The following is an 18,946-nucleotide window of genomic DNA, read 5'->3' on the forward strand; positions in this document are numbered from 1 at the left end:
CGTGGAGCGCGTCCCGGTCCTGAAGATCGGTGACATCCTCCTGGTCTCCATCCAGATCGACATGGAGGACCAGGTCGCCCTGCAACTGCAGGAGGATCTCGCCGAGCGGATCGTGGCGACCGGCGTGCACGGCGTGATCATCGACATCAGCGCGCTCGACATCGTCGACTCGTTCGTCGGGCGCACGCTCGCCACCATCGCCTCGGTCTCCCGGGTGCTGGACGCCGAGACCGTGGTGGTCGGCATGCGCCCGGCGGTGGCGATCACCCTGGTTGAGCTGGGCCTCTCCCTCCCCGGTATCCGTACGGCCCTGAACGTCGAGCTGGGCATCGAGCTGCTCGGCCGGCGCGAGGTGGTCACCATCGGCGACGACGATCCGGCCGACGACGGATCCGATCCGGCCGCGGTAACCGCGCCGTGAGCGAGGACAGCCAGCGCCTTCCGGTGACGACCGACCAGGACGTCGTCCGTGTCCGGCAGCTGGTGCGGACGGTCGCGGTGGCGGTGAAGCTGTCCCTGGTGGACCAGACGAAGCTCGTCACCGCCGCGAGCGAGCTGGCCCGCAACACGCTGGTCTACGGTGGCGGCGGCGAGGTCGAGGTGAGCCGGGTCCACAACGACCGGCGGGGCGGCATCCGGATCGTCTTCGCCGACCAGGGGCCGGGCATCGTCGACCTGGAGCTGGCGCTCACCGACGGCTACACCACCGGTGGCGGTCTGGGGCTGGGGCTCAGTGGCGCACGTCGCCTCGTGGACGAGTTCGAGATCGACACCGAACCGGGCAAGGGTACGACCATTACGATCGTCAAGTGGTGCCGATGAGCGGAGGCGCGGTGGCGTCCCTACCCGAAGGACTCCTGGGTGAAGGGGTCTGGTTCCGGGTGGAGGAGCCGGGAGCGGCCTCTGCCGTGCGCCGGGCCGCTGAACGCCTGGCCACTGACCTGGCCCTGCCGGAGAACCGTGTCGCGGACCTCTCCATCGTCGCCGCCGAGGCGAGTGGGAACCTGGTCAAGCACGCTGATCAGGGCACTGTCCTGGTGCGGGCGGTGCGGTCCGGAGACCAGGCCGGCGTCGAGTTGATCATGGTCGACAGCGGGCCTGGAATGCTCGACGTGCAGCGGTCGATCGGTGACGGGCACTCCACCGCCGGGACCCTGGGCATCGGCTTCGGGGCGATCCTGCGCCAGGCCAGCCGGTGGGACCTGCACTCGGTGCCGGGCAAGGGCACCGTGATGACCGTCCAGGTCTGGCCGGCGACCGCACCGGAGCCGGCCTGGGGCGCCGGGCTGACCCGGCCGCTGACCGGGGAGACGGTGAGCGGCGACGCGGTCGCGGTCCGCGTCTCCGAGGGCCGGCGGCAGATGCTGGTGAGCGACGGGCTCGGGCACGGCGGCCTGGCCGCCGCCGCGTCGCACGAGGCGGTCCGGGCGTTCCAGAAAGCACCCGCCGTGCCACCGGCGCAGGTGGTGGAGGCTCTGCACCGGGCTCTCGGGCACACCCGGGGCGCCGCGCTGGCCGTCGCCGATCTCGACACGGACGCCGGTGTGGTGCGCTACGCGGGTCTGGGCAACATCTCCGGCACGGTGCTGGCGCCGGACGGCGGCCGGCGCGGCATGGTCTCGATGCCCGGCATCGCCGGTCACCAGCGGCGGCAGATCCGGGAGTACGAGTACCCGCTCGCCCCCGGCGCGGTGGTGCTGATGCACACCGACGGGCTGGTCGACCGGTGGAATCAAGCCGACTATCCGGGCCTGCTGACCCACACGCCCGAGGTGATCGCCGCGACCGTGCTGCGCGACGCCGGGACCCGCCGGGACGACGCCGGTGTGCTGGTGGCGCGAGTCCGATGACCGCTGTGCCGCTGATGCGTATGCGCCTGCGGGTCGAGCAGGACATCTTCGTGGTGCGGCAGCGAGGGCGTGAGGTGGCCCGCGCGGTCGGACTGGAGACGCAGGACCAGACCCGCGTGGCCACCGCGCTCAGCGAGGTGGGCCGGGTGCTGCTCGCCTCGGGCCGGGAGACGGACGTTGCGTTCAGCGTCGAGCCGATCGGGGTACCTACGCTGCTCGTGACGATGGCGCAGCCGGGCGTCGGGGAGACGGGCCGGCTCGCTGAGCAGTTACAGCAGGTCGGCCGCCTGGTCGACACGATGGAGGTCGACGATGGTGGGTCCCGGACTGTCGTGCGGATGGCGCGGCGATTGCCCTCGGGCGCTCCCCGGCTGACGCCTGATCGGATGGACGAGATACGCGACGGTCTGGCCAACCACGTGCCCGGCACCCCGCTGGACGAGCTGGCCGTACAGAACCAGCAGTTGATCGCGGCCCTCAACGAGGTGCGCGCGCAACGCGACGACCTGGCCCGGCTCAACGCCGAGCTGGAGGAGACCAACCGTGGGGTGATGGCCCTCTACAACCAGCTCTCCCAGGAGCTGGAGGAGACCAACCGCGGTGTGGTCGCGCTCTACGCCGAGCTGGACGAGAAGTCGGCGCAACTGCGGGCGGCCAGCGAGGCGAAGAGCCGCTTCCTGGCCAACGTCAGCCACGAGCTGCGCGCCCCGGTCACCGCGATCATCGGCCTGGGCCGGCTGCTCACCGACTCCGGCTCGGACGAACTCACCAGCGAGCAGGGCCGCCAGGTGGATCTGATCCGCACCTCGGCCAGCGACCTGCTCACCCTGGTCAACGGCCTGCTCGACCTGGCCAAGGCGGAGGCCGGCCGGATCGAGCCGAACTGGTCAGAGGTGGACCTCAAGGCGATGTTCGGCCAGTTGCGCGGCACGCTGCGGCCGATGGTCACCCGGCCCGAGGTCGACTTCGTGGTCGACGAGCCGGCCGTGCCGGTGCTGCGCTCCGACGAGGTGCTGCTCGCCCAGGTGCTGCGCAATCTGCTGACCAACGCGCTGAAGTTCACCGAGACCGGATCGGTCCGGCTCAGCGTCCGCCCGATCGACGGCGACGCCGAGTTCGTGGTCGCCGACACCGGCACCGGCATCCCACCGGAGCTGCAGGAACGCATCTTCGAGGAGTTCTACCAGGTGCCCGGCAGCAAACCGGTGAGCGGCAAGGGCACCGGCCTCGGCCTGCCCTACGCGCGGCGGCTGGCCGGCATCCTCGGCGGCGGCCTGCGGGTCGACTCCGCCCCCGGTGAGGGCAGCATCTTCACCCTCCGGCTGCCGATCACGTCATGACCGAATCGCGCGTTCCCGCCACCCTGCTGGTCGTCGACGACAGCGCCACGAAGCGCTATCTGCTGGTGAGCTGGCTCAGCCGGGCCGGTTTCACGGTCCGCGAGGCGGAGACCGGCGGGGAGGCGCTGACCCGCCTGCTGGAAACCGAGATCGACCTGGTCGTGCTGGACGTGAAGCTGCCGGACATGAGCGGCTTCGAGGTCTGCGAACAGATCAAGACCGATCCCCGGTACGGGGTACTGCCGGTGATCCACGTGTCCGCGCACGCCGTGGACGTCAACGACCGGACCCAGGGACTCAACCGCGGCGCCGACGCCTACCTGGTCGAGCCGATCGAGCCGGACGAGCTGATCGCGACAGTGCAGGCCGTCCTGCGCTACTACCGTGCCCGGCAACGCGCCGAGCTGCTGGCCGCCCGGATGGTCAAGCTCGCCGAGACCACCCTGGCGATCAACTCGGCGGCCACCCTGCCGGCTCTGCTGTCGGCGGCCGCGGACGGCGCCTGGAACATCTTCGGCGGCCCGGTGGCGGTGGTCGCGGAGACCTCCGAGGGCGAGAGCCTGGCCGCGGTGGGCAACCCTCCGGAGGTACGCCGATGGGCTGTCCCCCCGGAGCCGGTGACCGTCGGATCGCTGGTACGCGCCGACGAGGCGGCCGCCTGGAACGTGGTCGACTGGCCGGCCGGCGAGACGGTCGCGGTCGGGGCGGCCCGGCTGCGCGCCGACCGGCCACCGGTCTACGTCGCCGTCCCGGGCAGCACGCAGATGGCCGGCTTCCCGGTGCTCCGCCAGCTCTCCCAGGCCGTCGCGGCCGCGGTGGAGGCGCAGCGCTCCTTCGACGAGGAACACCGGGTCGCGGTCACCCTGCAGCGCAGCCTCCTGCAGTCCCGGCTGCCCGAGGTGCCCGGCCTGGACCTGGGCGTGCTCTACGAGCCGGCCGGCGCGCAGACCGAGGTGGGCGGCGACTTCTACGAGCTGACCGTGGTCGGCGACCGGCTGCTGGTGGCGATCGGCGACGTGGCCGGGCACTCGCTGCACGCGGCGACCGTGATGGCGGAGATCCGGCACGCGGTCCGCGCCTACGCCATCGAGGGGCACTCGCCGGGTGCGGTGCTGGAGCTGGTCAACCGGTTCATGCGGACCGTGCTGCCGGCCGACTCGGCGACCCTGTGCCTGCTCACCCTGGAACCGGCGACCGGCCTGATCCGGATGGCGACGGCCGGGCACCTGCCGCCGCTGGTGCACGTGGACGGCGAGGTGCGGTTCCTGGAGCCGCGCGGGGCGCTGCTCGGCATCGCCGCGCCCCGCCGGGCCGAGGTGGAGTACGTCCTGCCGCCCGGCGGAACCCTGGTGCTCTACACCGACGGTCTGATCGAGCGCCGGGACATCGACATCGACGAAGGGCTGCGGGCGCTGGCGGACCGGGCCGCCACCGTCGAGCCGGACCTAGACGCGTTCTGCCGCCGCCTGCTCACCCAGCTCGCCGGAGCCAGGGAGCAGGCGGACGACATCGCCGTCGTCGCGGTCCGCCGAAACGGTGTGGAGTTCGGGCGCGAATAGCGGCCGAACTCCACACACCGGAAAGAGGTCAGCAGAACGCCTCGTCGAGGAGGGTCTGGGTCGCCTCGCGGAACGCGCCGGCCTGGGACTGCGCGACGTCGTCGGCGTAGGTGAACGAGGCGGTCAGGGTGCGGCTGCCGTCGGGCGTGCTGTACATCATCGTGGCGTACCCCTGCAGGCTGCCGTTGTGGGTGATGACCGGGGTGCCGCAGGTGGGCAGCGGGAACGGCGACGGGGCGCTGCCGTCCTGCACGAACACGCCCAGGCCGTACCCGAGCTTCGGGTGCGGGGTGCGCATCTCGGCCAGCAACGGCGCCGGCAGGAGCCTGCCGCTCATCAGGGCCGAGAAGAACGTCCGCAGGTCCTCGGTGGTCGAGATCATGTCACCGCCGCCACCGACCCAGGACGGGTTCTGCCGGGTGATGTCGACGGTCCTGCCGTCGTAGCGGTAGTAGGCGTGGGCGTGCGGCCCGGGGATCTCCGGTGACGTGCCCGGCGCCACGGTGGCCCGCATGCCGAGCGGGCGCAGGATCCGCCGCTGCAGCTCGGTGGCGAACGAACGGCCGGTGACCTGCTCGATCAGCATCCGGGCCAGGACGTAGTTGGTGTTGGAGTAGCTCCAGTCGGTGCCCGGCTCGAACCGCAGCGGGTGGGACAGCGACAGCCGTACCAGATCGGCGGGGTCGTAGCTCGTGAACCTGTCCTTCTCCACCCACTCCTTGCCGTTCCAGCTGACGCCCGCGACGATCGTGCCGTCGGCGTTGTACTCGCCGGTGTGGTTGAAGACGCCGCTGGTGTGCTGCAGCAGCATCCGCAGGGTGATCCGCTCGTCAAGGCCGTACCCGGGCAGGTGGCGGGCGACCGGCTCGTCCAGGCCGACGCGGCCCTCGGCCACCAGTTGCAGGGCCATCGTCGCGATGAACGTCTTGGTGCTGCTGCCGATCCGGAACCTGCCGTCCACCGGCGGTTTGCCGGGCCTGCCCAGCTCACGTACGCCGGCGGTGGCGACCCGGTCGCGCCGGCCGTCGGAGATGCGGACCTGCACCCCGGTGAAGCCGGAATCGGCGATCTGCTGGACCACCCGCCGGAGATCCGGCCGGTCCGGGCCGGCGGCCTGCGCGGGGGCGGCGGTTCCCGCCAGCAGGGTGGTGGCGGTCAGGGTGGCCAGGAACTTCGCTGTCGTCGTCATGGGAACAACGATCACGGTCCGCTCTGACACGGGACCGCCACGGCACTGACACGGCTTGCGGGGTACGGGTTTCGCCCGTACCCCGCAAGGTCTCAAGCCTTCAGGACGTCGAGGATCCAGGCGAGGTTGAAGGCCTCTTCCTTCCACGAGTCGTAGCGACCGCTCGGCCCCGCGTGACCGGCGCCCATCTCGGTCTTGAGCAGGTAGTCGCCTTCGGGGGCGACCGAGCGCAGCCGGGCGATCCACTTGGCCGGCTCGTGGTAGAGCACCCGCGTGTCGTTGAGGCTGGTCACCGCGAGGATCCGGGGATAGGTCTGCTTGGTGACGTTCTCGTAGGGGCTGTAGGACTTCATGTACGCGTAGACCTCGGCCGATTCGAGCGGGTTGCCCCACTCCTCCCACTCGGTGACCGTCAGTGGCAGTGACGGGTCGAGGATCGAGGTCAGCGGGTCCACGAACGGGACCTCGGCCAGGATGCCGGCGAACGTCTCCGGGGCGATGTTGGCGACCGCGCCCATCAGCAGGCCACCCGCCGAGCCGCCGCGGGCCACCAGCCGGGACGCGGTGGTCCAGCGGTTGCGGATCAGGGCCTCGGCGGCCGCCACGAAGTCGGTGAAGGTGTTCTTCTTGGCGAGCATCTTGCCGTGCTCGTACCACTGGCGGCCCATCTCGCCGCCGCCGCGCACGTGCGCGATGGCGAAGACGACGCCGCGGTCCAGCAGGGACAGGCGCGGAATCGAGAAGTACGGGTCGATGGAGTGCTCGTACGACCCGTAGCCGTAGAGCAGCGCCGGCGCCTCTTTCGGCACGCCCTTGCGCGCCACGATCGAGATCGGGACCCGGGTGCCGTCCGGGGCGGTCGCCCACTCACGGAACTGCTCGTAGGCGTCCGGGTCGTAACCACCCAGCACCGGCCGCTGCTTGCGCAGCGTCTGCACCCGCGTGTTCAGTTCCACGTCGTAGACCGAGTCGGGAGTGATCAGCGAGGTGTAGGTGATCCGGACCGAGGACGTCTCGTACTCCGGGTTGGCGGTCAGGCCGACGCTGTAGAGCGGCTCGGGGAACTCCATGTCGTACGCCGCGGTGCTGCCGTCGGTGAGCACCCGCAGGCCGGTCAGCCCGTCCCGGCGCAGCGAGATCACCAGGTGGCGGGCGAACGCGTCCACCGACTCCAGCCGGGTGCCCGGCTGGTGCGGGATCATCTCGATCCACTCGCCGGGGCGGTCGGCGGAGGTCCAGGCCAGGGCGAAGTCCTCGGCGTCCCGGTTGTGCAGGATCAGGAACCGGTGGCCGTGGTGCTCGATCGAGTATTCGACGCCCTGACGGCGCTCGGCGATCAGGACCGGGCCGGAGTCCGGCGCGTCGGCCGGGATCACCCGCACCTCGGAGGTGACCTTGCTGTGCGCGTCGATGACGATGAACTTCTCGCTGCGGGTCAGGTCGACGCCCACCCAGAACCGCTCGTCCGGCTCCTCGAAGACCAGCTCGTCGTCGGCGCCGCCGATGGTGTGCCGCCACACCCGGTTGGGCCGCCACGCGTCGTCGACGGTGATGTAGAACAGCACGCTGCCGTCGGCCGACCAGGCGCTGCCGTAGAACACGTCGGAGATCTCGTCGGCCAGCACCTCGCCGGTCGTCAGGTTCTTGACGCGCAGGGTGAACCGCTCGTCGCCGGCGAAGTCGGTCGAATAGGCCAGCCAGTCGCCGTCGGGGCTCACGTCGAAGGTGCCGAGGGCGAAGAAGTCCTTGCCGTCGGCGAGCGCGTTGCCGTCGAGCAGGACCTGCTCACCGGGCTTGTCGTCGCCCATCGGCGGGTCGGTCTCACCGGGGCGCACCGGCACCCGGCAATGGATCCCGTACTGCTTGCCCTCCTCGGTGCGCGTGTAATACCAATACGCGCCCTTGCGGGACGGCACCGAGAGATCGGTCTCCTGGGTGCGGCCCTTGATCTCCTGGAAGATCGTCTCGCGGAGCGGCGCCAGGTGAGCCGTCGCCTGATCGGTCCAGGCGTTCTCGGTCTCCAGGTGGGCGATGGTCGCCGGGTCCTCCTTGGTCATCAGCCACGCGAACTCGTCGGTGACCGTGTCGCCGTGGAAGGTGCGCTCGGTGGGCGCCTGGCGAGCGATGGGTGGACCTTCAATCGTCACCGGAAACACGTTACCGCCCGAATTTCCGACACACACGAACCTCGGTCATTCGAACATGTGTACGATGTGCCAGAGTGGACGATCTTCGACGTGGGGAGGCTTCGGACGTGAGCGGTTCCCTTCTCTCCGAGCTCGTGGAGATCTGCGGCCCGGGGTCCGCGCGCGTCGCGGGCACCGGGTTCGTCGCCGCCCCCGCCACCCCCCGTTCGCTGTCCGCGCTGATGGTCCTCGCCGGCAAACGCGGGCTCCGCGTCCGGCCACGCGGCTCCGGCAGCAAGTTCTCCTGGGGCCCGCCTCCGCAGACCGTGGACATCGTCATCGACACCGCGCGGCTCAACGGCCTGTGGGACCACGACGGCTCGACGGCGATCGTGGCCGCCGGCACCGCGGTCGGCGCCGCCCAGGCCGCGCTCGCTCTGCACGGCAAGCGCCTCACCCTCGACCCGCCGTCCCGGGGCGCCACCATCGGCGGCGCCCTCGCGCTCAACGAGGCGGGCCCGCTGCGCCACCAGTTCGGCCCGCCCGACGGTCAGGTCCTCCGCACCGACCTGGTCGACCCGTCCGGCCAGGTGCTGCGGACCGAGGGGTGGGAGCACACCGACGGGGTGATCACCGCGGCCGTGCTGCCGGTCGAGCCGCTTCCGGCGGCGCGATGCTGGGTGATCCGTCCGGTGTCCACCCCGACCGAGGCCGGTGACCTGGTCGCCGCGGCCACCCGGGAGTTCTCGCCGAGCGCGGTCGAGATGGATCTGCCGGCCTCCGGAGCCGGCGCGCTCGCGCTGCTGCTGGAGGGCACGGCCGAGTGGGTCGGCATCAGCGCCGGCCGGCTGGCCCGGCACCTCGGCCCGTCCGCCGGCCTGCAGTCCGCGGCGCCGGCCTGGTGGGGGCGCTATCCGTTCGGTTCCGGTGACGTGGTGCTGCGGCTGCGGGTGCGCTCCTGGGACGTGCCGGCCGTGGTCTACACGCTGCTCGACGCGGTCGGGGCGGCGGTGCCGGTCCGCGGGTCGGCGGGCGCGGGTGTGCTGCATGCCGTGCTGCCGCGCGGGGTGAGCGCGGCCCGCGTCGGCGACATCGTGGTGAGCCTGAAACAGGTGCTGATGGCGCGGCGCGGCCAGGTCGTGGTGCTGACCGCGCCACCCGGGCTGGCGGCGGAGATCGAGATGGCCCGCCCGGCGGACTTCTTCTAGGTTCTGCTCAGGACCGGGATCACGGCGGCGGTCTCGGCGGCCAGGTGGCGGCCCATCCGGGCGACCTCGCCGACGGCATAGGTGAGATAGGCGAACTGGCCGACCTCGCGGACCCCGGTGAGGATCAGGTCGTCGACGAGCAGGCGGTGGCGCAGCATCGGGACGCCCGACCCGAGGATCGTCGGCGCGATCCCCAGGATGATCTCGTCGAGCAGGTCCTCGGCGACGAACTGGCTCACCAGGTCGCCCCCGCCGGCCAGCCAGACGTTCTTGCCCTGGGCCGCGACGACCATCGCCTCGTGCACCCGGCGGACATCGCCGCTGATCATGAACACGTTGGCGTCCGGCACCGGCGGCAGGTCACGGTGGGTGAAGACCCAGCACGGGACCTCGCCGTACATGTCGTGCCAGTTCTGCGGTTCCTCGAGCAGATTGTCGTGCTCCAGGACCCATTCGTAGGTGGTCGCCCCCATGGCGAACGCGCCGACGCCCTCGAAGAACTCCCCGAACGGGTTCTCGGTGCCCTCGTCCACCTCGAAGAGCCAGTCCAGCGAGTTGCCCTCGTCGGCGATGAAGCCGTCGATGCTGGTGGCGGTGTAGTACTGCGTCTTCGCCATGAGGAACACCATGCCATGACCAGGCCGACAAAAAGGGCAGATCGATCAGGACGGTCGAGGGCTCGTGTGGGGTGCCGGTGGCGGGCAGGGCGTTGCCGCACCCGGCCCGCCACCGTCACCGGCATGGGCTCCGCCACATCCGGATTCACCGGCGGCGGGGTCCCACACCGTACTCCAACGGACGAGGCGGCGGGATCGACTCTCACATCTCGGATTCCCCGCGAAGGGGTGAGCGTCGATGCTGCTCACAGCGGGGCGGCGCGGCGCGCGGATGCGGTTTGTCAGGCGTCGTTGCGCAGCACCAGGATCGCGATGTCGTCGCGGGGCTCCTCGACCGAGAAGTTGATCGTGGTGGAGCGCAGCCGGGCCGCCATCACATCCGCCGGATAGCCCGCCAACGGCGCCGACGCCTCGCGCAGCCGGGCCGAGCCGAACAGCTCCCGGCCGCGGCGCCGCTCGGTCACCCCGTCGGTGTAGAAGATCAGCGAGTCGCCGGACTCCAGCGTGATCGACACGTCCGGCGACGTGATGGTCTCCAGCAGGCCCAGCGCCGTCCCGCCCTCACCGACGAACGACGTCTTGCCGTCGGCCCGGACCAGCACCGCCCGGTCGTGTCCGGCCAGGTGCAGGCAGACGCCGAGGTTCCCGTTCGGCTGCCGGGTCACCGAGGCCATGGCCAGCGTGCAGTACCGCCCGCCGCCGCGCTGGACGAGCGTCCGGTTGACCCGCCAGAGGATCTCGCTGAGCGCCTTGCCGTCGTCGACCAGGATCCGGATCACGTCCCGGACCAGCCCGGTCACGGTGGCCGCCTGCACGCCCTTGCCGGACACGTCGCCGACCACGACCAGCCACTTCTCGGTGCCGCTCGGGACCACGTCGTAGAAGTCGCCGCCGACCTCCGAGCCGGTCGGGACGTACTCCGCGGCGAAACCGATGCCGTCCACCCGGGGCAGCGCCGGCGGCAGCAGCGAGGCCTGCAGGGTCCGGGCGACCCGGTGCCGCTCGTCGTGGATGCGGGCGTTGTCGATGGCGAGAGCGGCCCGCCGGGCCACGTCCTCCAGGACCGCGACCTCGTCGGCGTCGTGCCGGTGTTTCGGGTGCCGGCCGACCGCCAGGGTGCCGAGCCGGGCGCCGCGGGCGACCAGCGGCACCGCGTAACCCTCCATCGGCGAGCCGAACATCACCTGGGTGCCGAGCCGGGACGCCTCCTCCAGCCGGGCCAGCAGCGACTCCGGGCCCGGCTCGGCCAGCGTCGCGTGCAACTGGGGCAGCGCGGCCTCCTCGGCGTGGGTGGCGGCGGCCAGTTGCAGCCGGCCCCACGCGTCGGTGGTGTGCACCGCGCACCACTGGCCCAGCCGGGGCACCACCAGCTGCGGGATGAGGGCCATCGTCAGGTTCACGTCGAGGGACTGCGCGAGCAGCTCGCTGGCCTCGGCGAGGAAGGTGATCCAGGTCTGCCGGCGGATGTCGGCGCGGCGCAACCGGTCGTTCTCCAGGTGCAGGGCGAACCGTTCGGCGACCATGGTGGCCAGGGCCAGGGCGTACCCCTCGGGGGCGGCGTCGAGTTCCAGCTCGCCCGAGTACGGCCGCTGCACGTTCAAGGGGACCCGGATGGTGTCGGCGTTGTCACGGGGCGCGCGGCCGTACCTCGCAAGAAGTTGCCGTCCCATGCCGTCGCCGCGGTCCAGCCGCAGCACGCCGCCGGCCGCGCCGGTCAGCCGCGCCAGGCGGGACAGCAGGTCGGCCGCCAGGTCGGTCAGGCCCTCCTCGGAGTGCCGGTCGGTGCCGCTGCGCAACAGGCCGGTGAGCGCGCCGAGGCTGGGCGACTCGGTGGTGCTGGGCAGCCGCACCGGCCCGGAGTCGGCACGCTGGTCGAGCCGGAACCAGACGCCCTTGCCGTCGCCCTCGTGCACGGTGCCCCACCGGCTGGCGAAGTGGTCGACCAGCAGCAGGCCCCGGCCACGCTCGGCGACCTCGCCGATCTCCGACGTCTCGTTGCGCGGGCCCACGGTGAGTTGCTCGACCGGGCCGACCGCGAAGTCGGTCACGGTCACGGTGAGCCCGCCGGTGTCGGCGGCCACCTCGATCTCCAGCTCGGTGTTGGCATGCACCACGGCGTTGGTGGACAACTCGGTGGTGAGCAGCAGGGCCTCGTTGAGCAGCCCGACGAGCCCGGTCTCCTCCAGCACGGAGCGAACGAGCGCGCGGGCCGCCGCCGGGGTCCGACGATCGTTCGGCAGCCTGGTGCGGCGCACCAAAGCCTCGGACGGCGCACCCGACGGGATGCTCGTCCTGGTTCCCACCTCGCCTGGCACCCATGCATCCTCTCCCGTGGACGGGTTAATGCACAAAGTCGTCTCTCGCATTGACCCGGTCGAGCGAGAGAGGATAGGGGACCCCCCGTGATTTACAGCGAGTGAGGACAGCATGACTACGGCTGAAGAGGGCAGCGTCGGCGTGCCCGACGAGACCGTTCTGCTCGGTGAACTCGCCGATGCGCTGCGCCGTGTGCGCCGTGGCGATCTGAAGGTTCGCCTGCCCCGGCGCAGCGGCATGGCCGGGGCGGTGGCGGAGGCGTTCAACGAGGTCATCTCCACGCAGGAGCGGCAGAACCTGGACCTGCGCCGGATCAGCCGGATCGTCGGGCGGGACGGCCGGCTCACCGAGCGCCTCGACGAGGAAGGCCTGGACGGCGCCTGGGCGGACAGTGTCCGCTCGGTCAACTCGCTGATCGACGACCTGGCCCGGCCGACCACCGAGATCTCCCGGGTCATCGTGGCGGTGGCGGAGGGTGACCTGTCGCAGCACATGGCCCTGGAGATGGACGGGCGGCCGCTGCGCGGCGAGTTCCTCCGGATCGGCCGGACGGTGAACACGATGGTGGACCAGCTGTCGTCGTTCGCCGACGAGGTGACCCGGGTGGCCCGCGAGGTGGGCACCGAGGGCGAGCTGGGCGGCCAGGCCGACGTGCGGGGCGTGGCCGGCACCTGGAAGGACCTCACCGACTCGGTGAACACCATGGCGTCGAACCTGACGCACCAGGTGCGGTCGATCTCACAGGTGGCGACCGCGGTGGCCCGCGGCGACCTGTCCCAGAAGATCACCGTGTCCGCCCGGGGCGAGGTGGCCGAGCTGTCCGACACCATGAACGGGCTGACCGACACCCTGCGGCTGTTCGCCGAGCAGGTGACCCGGGTGGCCCGCGAGGTGGGCACCGAGGGCAAGCTCGGCGGCCAGGCCGACGTGCCGAACGTGGCCGGCACCTGGAAGGACCTCACCGACTCGGTGAACTCGATGGCGTCCAACCTGACGAGTCAGGTCCGCAACATCGCCCAGGTCTCCACCGCTGTCGCGAAGGGCGACCTGTCGCAGAAGATCACGGTGGCCGCGCAGGGCGAGATCCTGGAGCTCAAGGACACCGTGAACACGATGGTGGACCAGTTGTCGTCGTTCGCCGACGAGGTGACCCGGGTGGCCCGCGAGGTCGGCACCGAGGGCCGGCTGGGCGGTCAGGCCCAGGTCCGTGGCGTCTCCGGCACCTGGCGCGACCTCACCGAGAACGTGAACCAGCTCGCCGCCAACCTGACCGCCCAGGTCCGCAACATCTCCCAGGTCTCCACCGCTGTCGCGAAGGGCGACCTGTCGCAGAAGATCACGGTCGACGCGCGCGGCGAGATCCTGGAGCTGAAGAACACCGTGAACACGATGGTGGACCAGTTGTCGTCGTTCGCCGACGAGGTGACGCGGGTGGCCCGCGAGGTCGGTTCCGAGGGCAAGCTCGGCGGACAGGCGCAGGTCAAGGGCGTTTCTGGTACGTGGCGCGACCTCACCGACAACGTCAACTACATGGCGTCCAACCTGACCAGCCAGGTCCGGAACATCGCCTCGGTCACCACCGCCGTGGCCAAGGGCGACCTGGGCCAGAAGATCACGGTCGACGCCCGCGGCGAGATCCTGGAGCTGAAGTCCACGGTGAACACGATGGTGGACCAGTTGTCGTCGTTCGCCGACGAGGTGACGCGGGTGGCCCGTGAGGTGGGCTCGGAGGGCAAGCTCGGCGGGCAGGCCCAGGTGCGGGGCGTCGCGGGCACGTGGCGTGATCTGACCGACAATGTCAACTCGATGGCGTCGAACCTGACCGGCCAGGTCCGGAACATCGCCTCGGTCACCACGGCAGTGGCCAAGGGCGACCTGTCGCAGAAGATCACGGTCGACGCCCAGGGCGAGATCCTGGAGCTGAAGAACACCGTGAACACGATGGTGGACCAGTTGTCGTCGTTCGCCGACGAGGTGACCCGGGTGGCCCGCGAGGTCGGTTCGGAGGGCAAGCTCGGTGGCCAGGCCCAGGTGCAGGGCGTCGCCGGCACGTGGCGTGACCTGACCGACAACGTCAACTACATGGCGTCCAACCTGACCAGCCAGGTCCGCAACATCGCCCAGGTCTCCACCGCTGTCGCGAAGGGCGACCTGGGCCAGAAGATCACCGTCGACGCGCGTGGCGAGATCCTCGAGCTGAAGAACACCGTGAACACGATGGTGGACCAGTTGTCATCGTTCGCCGACGAGGTGACCCGGGTGGCCCGCGAGGTCGGTTCCGAGGGCAAGCTCGGCGGACAGGCGCAGGTCAAGGGCGTTTCTGGTACGTGGCGCGACCTCACCGACAACGTCAACCAGCTCGCCTCCACCCTGACCATCCAGCTGCGCGCCATCGCCGAGGTGTCCACCGCCGTGACCCGCGGCGACCTGACCCAGAGCGTCGCCGTCGAGGCGCAGGGCGAGGTGGCGGAGCTCAAGGACAACATCAACCAGATGATCGTCACGCTCCGCGACACCACCAAGACCAACGCGGAGCAGGGCTGGCTCGACTCGAACCTGGCCCGGATCGGTGGCCTGCTGCAGGGCCAGCGGGACGTCGGCGAGGTCTGCCGCATGATCATGACCGAGGTGACGCCGCTGGTGGACGCGCAACTCGGCGCGTTCTTCCTGGTCGACAACTCGGAGGCGGTGACCCGGCTGCGACTGGCCGCGGCGTACGGCTACGTCGCCCGCGACCACGAGGTGATCTTCGGCCCGGGCGAGGGACTGGTCGGCCAGGCCGCGGTGTCCCGCCGCACGATCCGGGTCCGGGCCACCCACGACGGGATACTGACCATGCGCTCCGGGCTGCTGGCCATGCCGCCGAACGACATGGTGGTGCTGCCGGTGCTGTTCGAGGGCGAGATGCTCGGCGTGATCGAGTTCGCGTCGGTGGCCGCCTTCTCCGGGCTGCATCTGACGTTCCTGGAGCGGCTGGTCGCCACGATCGGGGTGGCGCTCAACACCATCCAGGCCAACCGGCGTACCGAGCAGTTGCTGGCCCAGTCGCAGCGGCTGGCCCGGGAGATGCAGGACCAGTCGGCCGAGCTGCAGCGCACCAACGCCGAGCTGGAGGACAAGGCCAAGCTGCTCAGCGAGCAGAAGGCGAACATCGAGCTGAAGAACCGGGAGATCGAGCTGGCCCGGCTCGGCCTGGAGGAGAAGGCGCAGCAGCTGTCGCGCGCCAACACGTACAAGTCGGAGTTCCTCGCCAACATGAGCCACGAGCTGCGGACCCCGCTGAACTCGTTGCTGCTGCTGGCCCGGCTGCTCGCCGACAACACCGAGCAGAACCTGACGAGCAAGCAGATCGAGTTCGCCCGGACCATCCACAGTGCCGGCTCGGACCTGCTGTCGCTGATCGACGACATCCTGGATCTGTCCAAGATCGAGGCCGGCCGGATGGACGTGGAGCCGGACGTGGTCGACTTCGACGGCATCCGCAGCTACGTCGAGCAGGCGTTCGTCCCGCAGGCGGAGATCAAGGGCCTGGACTTCCGGGTGGACGTGGCGCCCGAGCTGCCGGACTCGCTGGTGACCGACCCGCAGCGGCTCCAGCAGATCCTGCGCAACCTGCTGTCGAACGCGGTCAAGTTCACCGACAACGGCTCGGTGACGCTGAGCATCTTCCCGACCGCGCTGGATGCCGGCGTCGACGCGCCGCCGTCGCTGCACTCGGCGCAGCAGGTGGTGGCGTTCGCCGTCACCGACACCGGCATCGGCATCTCCGACGAGAAGCTCGCGATCATCTTCGAGCCGTTCCAGCAGGCCGACGGCACCACCACCCGCAAGTACGGCGGCACCGGCCTGGGCCTGTCGATCAGCCGCGAGTTCGCCGCGCTGCTCGGCGGCACCATCGCGGTGTCCTCGGTGCCGGGGGAGGGTTCCACCTTCACCCTCTTCATGCCGGAGGCGCTGACCCCGGACGCGATCCCGATGCCGGTGCTGCCGTCGGTGCCGGCCAAGGCGATCTCGGTGCGGCCGGCCGCCTCGCTGGGGCTGCCGCTGATGGAGATGCCGCCGCGGGTGGTCGAGGAGAAGCCCACGGCCAGCCCGGCCGCCCGGAAACTGGAGGGCGTCACGGTGCTGATCGTCGACGACGACGTGCGCAATGTCTTCGCCCTGACCAGTGCGCTCGAGATGCATGGACTGCACGTGCTGTACTCGGACAATGGGGTGGACGGAGTGCGGATCCTGGCCGAGCATCCGGAGATCGACATCGTGCTGATGGACGCGATGATGCCGGATCAGGACGGCTACGAGACGACCCGGGGAATTCGCCGCAATCAGCGTTTCCGGGACCTGCCGGTAGTCTTCCTGACGGCGAAGGCGATGCCGGGTGACCGGGAGTCCGCTCTCGCCGCCGGGGCCAGTGACTACATCACGAAACCGGTCGACCTCGATGAGCTGATCGAACTGATGGACCGCTGGGTAAACCAGGAGGGAAGGACCGAGCCGGACCACGGCTGACCAGGCACGACTCTTTTGGTGGGGTGAGTACGAGTGGGTGAGCGCGCCAAAGCGCTGTTGGTCGACGACCGGCGGGACAACCTGCTGGCCCTGGAGGCGATCCTGCAGGGCCTGCCGGTCACGCCGGTCGCCGTGGAGAGCGGCGAGGCCGCGCTCAAGCAATTGCTCACCGACGACTTCGCGGTGATCCTGCTGGACGCGCACATGCCCAACATGGATGGTTTCGAGACGGCCAGCCACATCAAGCGGCGGGAGCGGACCCGGCACGTGCCGATCCTGTTCCTGACCGCCGCGGACCGGGACGCCCAGCTCGCCCTCCGGGGTTACGCCGTGGGCGCCGTCGATTACCTCACCAAGCCGTTCGACCCGTGGGTGCTTCGCGCCAAGGTCTCCATCTTCGTCGAGCTGTGGACGAAGAATCAGCAGCTCAAGGCGCAGGCCGAGGCATACCGGGAACGCGAGGCGCAATGGCAGCGGCTCACCGGGACGATCGACGAGGCGGCCCGGGTGCTGCGGGCCGGCGGCGACAAGGCCGCCGGCGAGGCGCTCGATCTGCTGGAGAAGGCGCGCTGGGGGGACTGATCCCGGCCCGCCTGTGACCTGGGTCACTGCGGACAACCTTGCCGGGCAGCCGCACCACTACCGGGGCGTGATCGCTTTGATCATGCGACGCCCGCCGTCGGAGACGGTGGCCTCATCCCCTGAGTAGGAGCAACATGCGGCACGCAATGCCCAGCGCGACCCCGAGCCGCCGGCGCCGTCGTCTGGTCGCGGGTCTCGGCGCGGCCGGTGCGGCAGGCGCCGTCACCGCGCTGGTCGCCGTCCTCGTCCCGTCGGCTTCCGCCGCGACCCTGTTCAGCGACGACTTCGAGGGCGGCGCGGGCAACTGGTCCAAGTCCGGTGGCGCCTGGTCCGTCGTCTCCGACGGCTCGAAGGTCTACCAGCAGGCCAAGGCGGACAGCGAGCTCGCCCGGGTCTTCGCCGGCGAGACGTCCTGGACCAACTACTCGGTCGAGGCGAAGGTCAAGGGCCTCGACCTGAGCAAGGGCCTGGCCGGTGTCGCGGCCCGGGCCAGCGGTTCCTCCACGATGTACCGGCTCGCCCTGACCTCGGCCGGCAAGGCCGAGCTGCAGTCGGTCAAGGGCAGCACGATCACCAGGCTCGGCTCGGCCGCGGTCGGCAACCTGACCTCGTGGCACACCCTGCGGGTCGACGTCTCGGGCAGCACCGTCACCGGCTGGGTGGACGGCGCCAAGGTCGCCTCGGGCACCGGCACGCTCGCCGGAACCGGGCGCATCGGCCTGATCACCAGCTTCGCCTCGGCCGAGTTCGACGACGTCGCGGTGAACCCGCTGGGCGGCGGCGCTGCCACGTCGGCGACCGCGACGGCGACGCCGACCGCCACCAAGACGGCCACCGCCACCCCGACGGCCACCAAGACGGCCACCGCCACCCCGACGGCCACCAGGACCGCGACAGCGACCCCCACGGCGACCAGGACGCCGACCGCCACCCCGACCGCCACCAGCTCGTCCGCCGCGTGGCCGAAGGCGACAGGTGAGAAGCCGGTCACCGCGACCATCCCGGTCTCCGGCACGCTGGACGGCGGCAACGCCCGCTACTTCGGCAGCGGCGCGCTGGGCGGCGACGGCCAGGACGAGGGTCAGGACCCGCTGTTCAAGCTGGCCGACGGCGCGGTGCTGAAGAACGTCATCCTCGGCGCCCCGGCCGCGGACGGCATCCACTGCTCCGGCTCCTGCACGCTGATCAACGTGTGGTGGGAGAACGTCGGTGAGGACGCGGCCACCTTCAAGGGCGGCGCCTCGGCGACCTACACCGTCGACGGCGGCGGCGCGAAGGGCGCGGACGACAAGGTCTTCCAGCACAACGGCGGCGGCACCCTGACCATCAAGAACTTCCAGGTCGCCGACTTCGGCAAGCTGTACCGCTCGTGCGGCAACTGCTCCACCCAGCACAAGCGCGCGGTCGTGGTGCAGAACGTGGTCGCCACCGCCCCGGCCGGCAGCCTGGTCGGCATCAACGCCAACTTCGGCGACACCGCCCGGATCTCCGGCGTGACCGTGGTCGGCAAGAAGAGCCTGGACATCTGCGTCAAGTTCACCGGCAACAGCTCCGGCAAGGAGCCGACCAAGATCGGCACCGGCCCGGACGGCGTGAACTGCATCTACAACGAGTCCGACATCACCTTCAAGTGATCGACCGTGGCCGTCG

13 protein-coding genes are annotated in these 18,946 nt (G+C 70.7%); 9 read left to right on the forward strand and 4 right to left on the reverse strand.

What is annotated here, in order from left to right; all coding sequences use genetic code 11:
* Position 1: 1 nt before the first annotated feature.
* Genes ACZ3II_RS34970 through ACZ3II_RS34990 form a run of 5 tightly spaced genes read left to right on the forward strand, consistent with a single transcriptional unit; the run spans position 2 to position 4,749 of the window.
* The gene (locus tag ACZ3II_RS34970; protein WP_465523464.1) at positions 2-421 is read left to right on the forward strand and encodes an STAS domain-containing protein; all 420 of its coding nucleotides are present in this window, start codon (positions 2-4) and stop codon (positions 419-421) included.
* A complete protein-coding gene (locus ACZ3II_RS34975; RefSeq protein WP_465523466.1) occupies positions 418-822 on the forward strand; it encodes an ATP-binding protein in 405 nt (134 codons plus the stop codon). The genes ACZ3II_RS34970 and ACZ3II_RS34975 overlap by 4 nt, the downstream gene beginning before the upstream one ends.
* Complete coding sequence (locus ACZ3II_RS34980; RefSeq protein ID WP_465523918.1) at positions 819-1,850, forward strand: SpoIIE family protein phosphatase; 1,032 nt, start codon at positions 819-821, stop codon at positions 1,848-1,850. The genes ACZ3II_RS34975 and ACZ3II_RS34980 overlap by 4 nt, the downstream gene beginning before the upstream one ends.
* Positions 1,847-3,190, forward strand: a complete 1,344-nt coding sequence (locus ACZ3II_RS34985) for an ATP-binding protein (protein ID WP_465523468.1) — start codon at positions 1,847-1,849, stop codon at positions 3,188-3,190. The genes ACZ3II_RS34980 and ACZ3II_RS34985 overlap by 4 nt, the downstream gene beginning before the upstream one ends.
* Positions 3,187-4,749, forward strand: coding sequence for a SpoIIE family protein phosphatase (locus ACZ3II_RS34990; RefSeq protein ID WP_465523470.1), 1,563 nt, complete (start codon positions 3,187-3,189; stop codon positions 4,747-4,749). Before ACZ3II_RS34985 ends, ACZ3II_RS34990 begins: the two co-directional genes overlap by 4 nt.
* 28 nt (positions 4,750-4,777) lie before the next feature.
* Here the strand turns inward: ACZ3II_RS34990 and ACZ3II_RS34995 are convergent, their stop codons facing one another.
* Together ACZ3II_RS34995 and ACZ3II_RS35000 are read right to left on the reverse strand one after the other, a co-directional pair.
* Positions 4,778-5,938, reverse strand: a complete 1,161-nt coding sequence (locus ACZ3II_RS34995; RefSeq protein ID WP_465523472.1) for a serine hydrolase domain-containing protein — start codon at positions 5,936-5,938, stop codon at positions 4,778-4,780.
* Between the two features lie 92 nt (positions 5,939-6,030).
* Complete coding sequence (locus ACZ3II_RS35000) at positions 6,031-8,085, reverse strand: S9 family peptidase (RefSeq protein WP_465523474.1); 2,055 nt, start codon at positions 8,083-8,085, stop codon at positions 6,031-6,033.
* A gap of 107 nt (positions 8,086-8,192) precedes the next feature.
* Between ACZ3II_RS35000 and ACZ3II_RS35005 the strand changes: the two genes are divergently transcribed.
* The gene (locus ACZ3II_RS35005) at positions 8,193-9,272 is read left to right on the forward strand and encodes an FAD-binding oxidoreductase (protein ID WP_465523476.1); all 1,080 of its coding nucleotides are present in this window, start codon (positions 8,193-8,195) and stop codon (positions 9,270-9,272) included.
* Here ACZ3II_RS35005 and ACZ3II_RS35010 read toward each other — a convergent pair.
* Together ACZ3II_RS35010 and ACZ3II_RS35015 are read right to left on the reverse strand one after the other, a co-directional pair.
* Positions 9,269-9,889, reverse strand: coding sequence for a dihydrofolate reductase family protein (locus ACZ3II_RS35010; RefSeq protein WP_465523478.1), 621 nt, complete (start codon positions 9,887-9,889; stop codon positions 9,269-9,271). The genes ACZ3II_RS35005 and ACZ3II_RS35010 overlap by 4 nt on opposite strands.
* A 281-nt stretch (positions 9,890-10,170) precedes the next feature.
* A complete protein-coding gene (locus tag ACZ3II_RS35015; protein ID WP_465523480.1) occupies positions 10,171-12,204 on the reverse strand; it encodes a SpoIIE family protein phosphatase in 2,034 nt (677 codons plus the stop codon).
* A 112-nt stretch (positions 12,205-12,316) separates the two neighbouring features.
* Here ACZ3II_RS35015 and ACZ3II_RS35020 point away from each other — a divergent pair, with 112 nt between their 5' ends.
* The 3 genes from ACZ3II_RS35020 (at position 12,317) to ACZ3II_RS35030 (ending at position 18,930) form a co-directional block, all read left to right on the forward strand.
* The gene (locus tag ACZ3II_RS35020) at positions 12,317-16,714 is read left to right on the forward strand and encodes a HAMP domain-containing protein (protein ID WP_465523482.1); all 4,398 of its coding nucleotides are present in this window, start codon (positions 12,317-12,319) and stop codon (positions 16,712-16,714) included.
* 33 nt (positions 16,715-16,747) lie between these two features.
* The gene (locus ACZ3II_RS35025; protein ID WP_465523484.1) at positions 16,748-17,296 is read left to right on the forward strand and encodes a response regulator; all 549 of its coding nucleotides are present in this window, start codon (positions 16,748-16,750) and stop codon (positions 17,294-17,296) included.
* Between the two features lie 146 nt (positions 17,297-17,442).
* Positions 17,443-18,930 (forward strand): pectate lyase, encoded by a 1,488-nt coding sequence (locus ACZ3II_RS35030; protein ID WP_465523486.1) that lies wholly within the window; start codon positions 17,443-17,445, stop codon positions 18,928-18,930.
* Positions 18,931-18,946: the final 16 nt, after the last annotated feature.

This window comes from Actinoplanes sp. NPDC019969 (assembly GCF_055562375.1).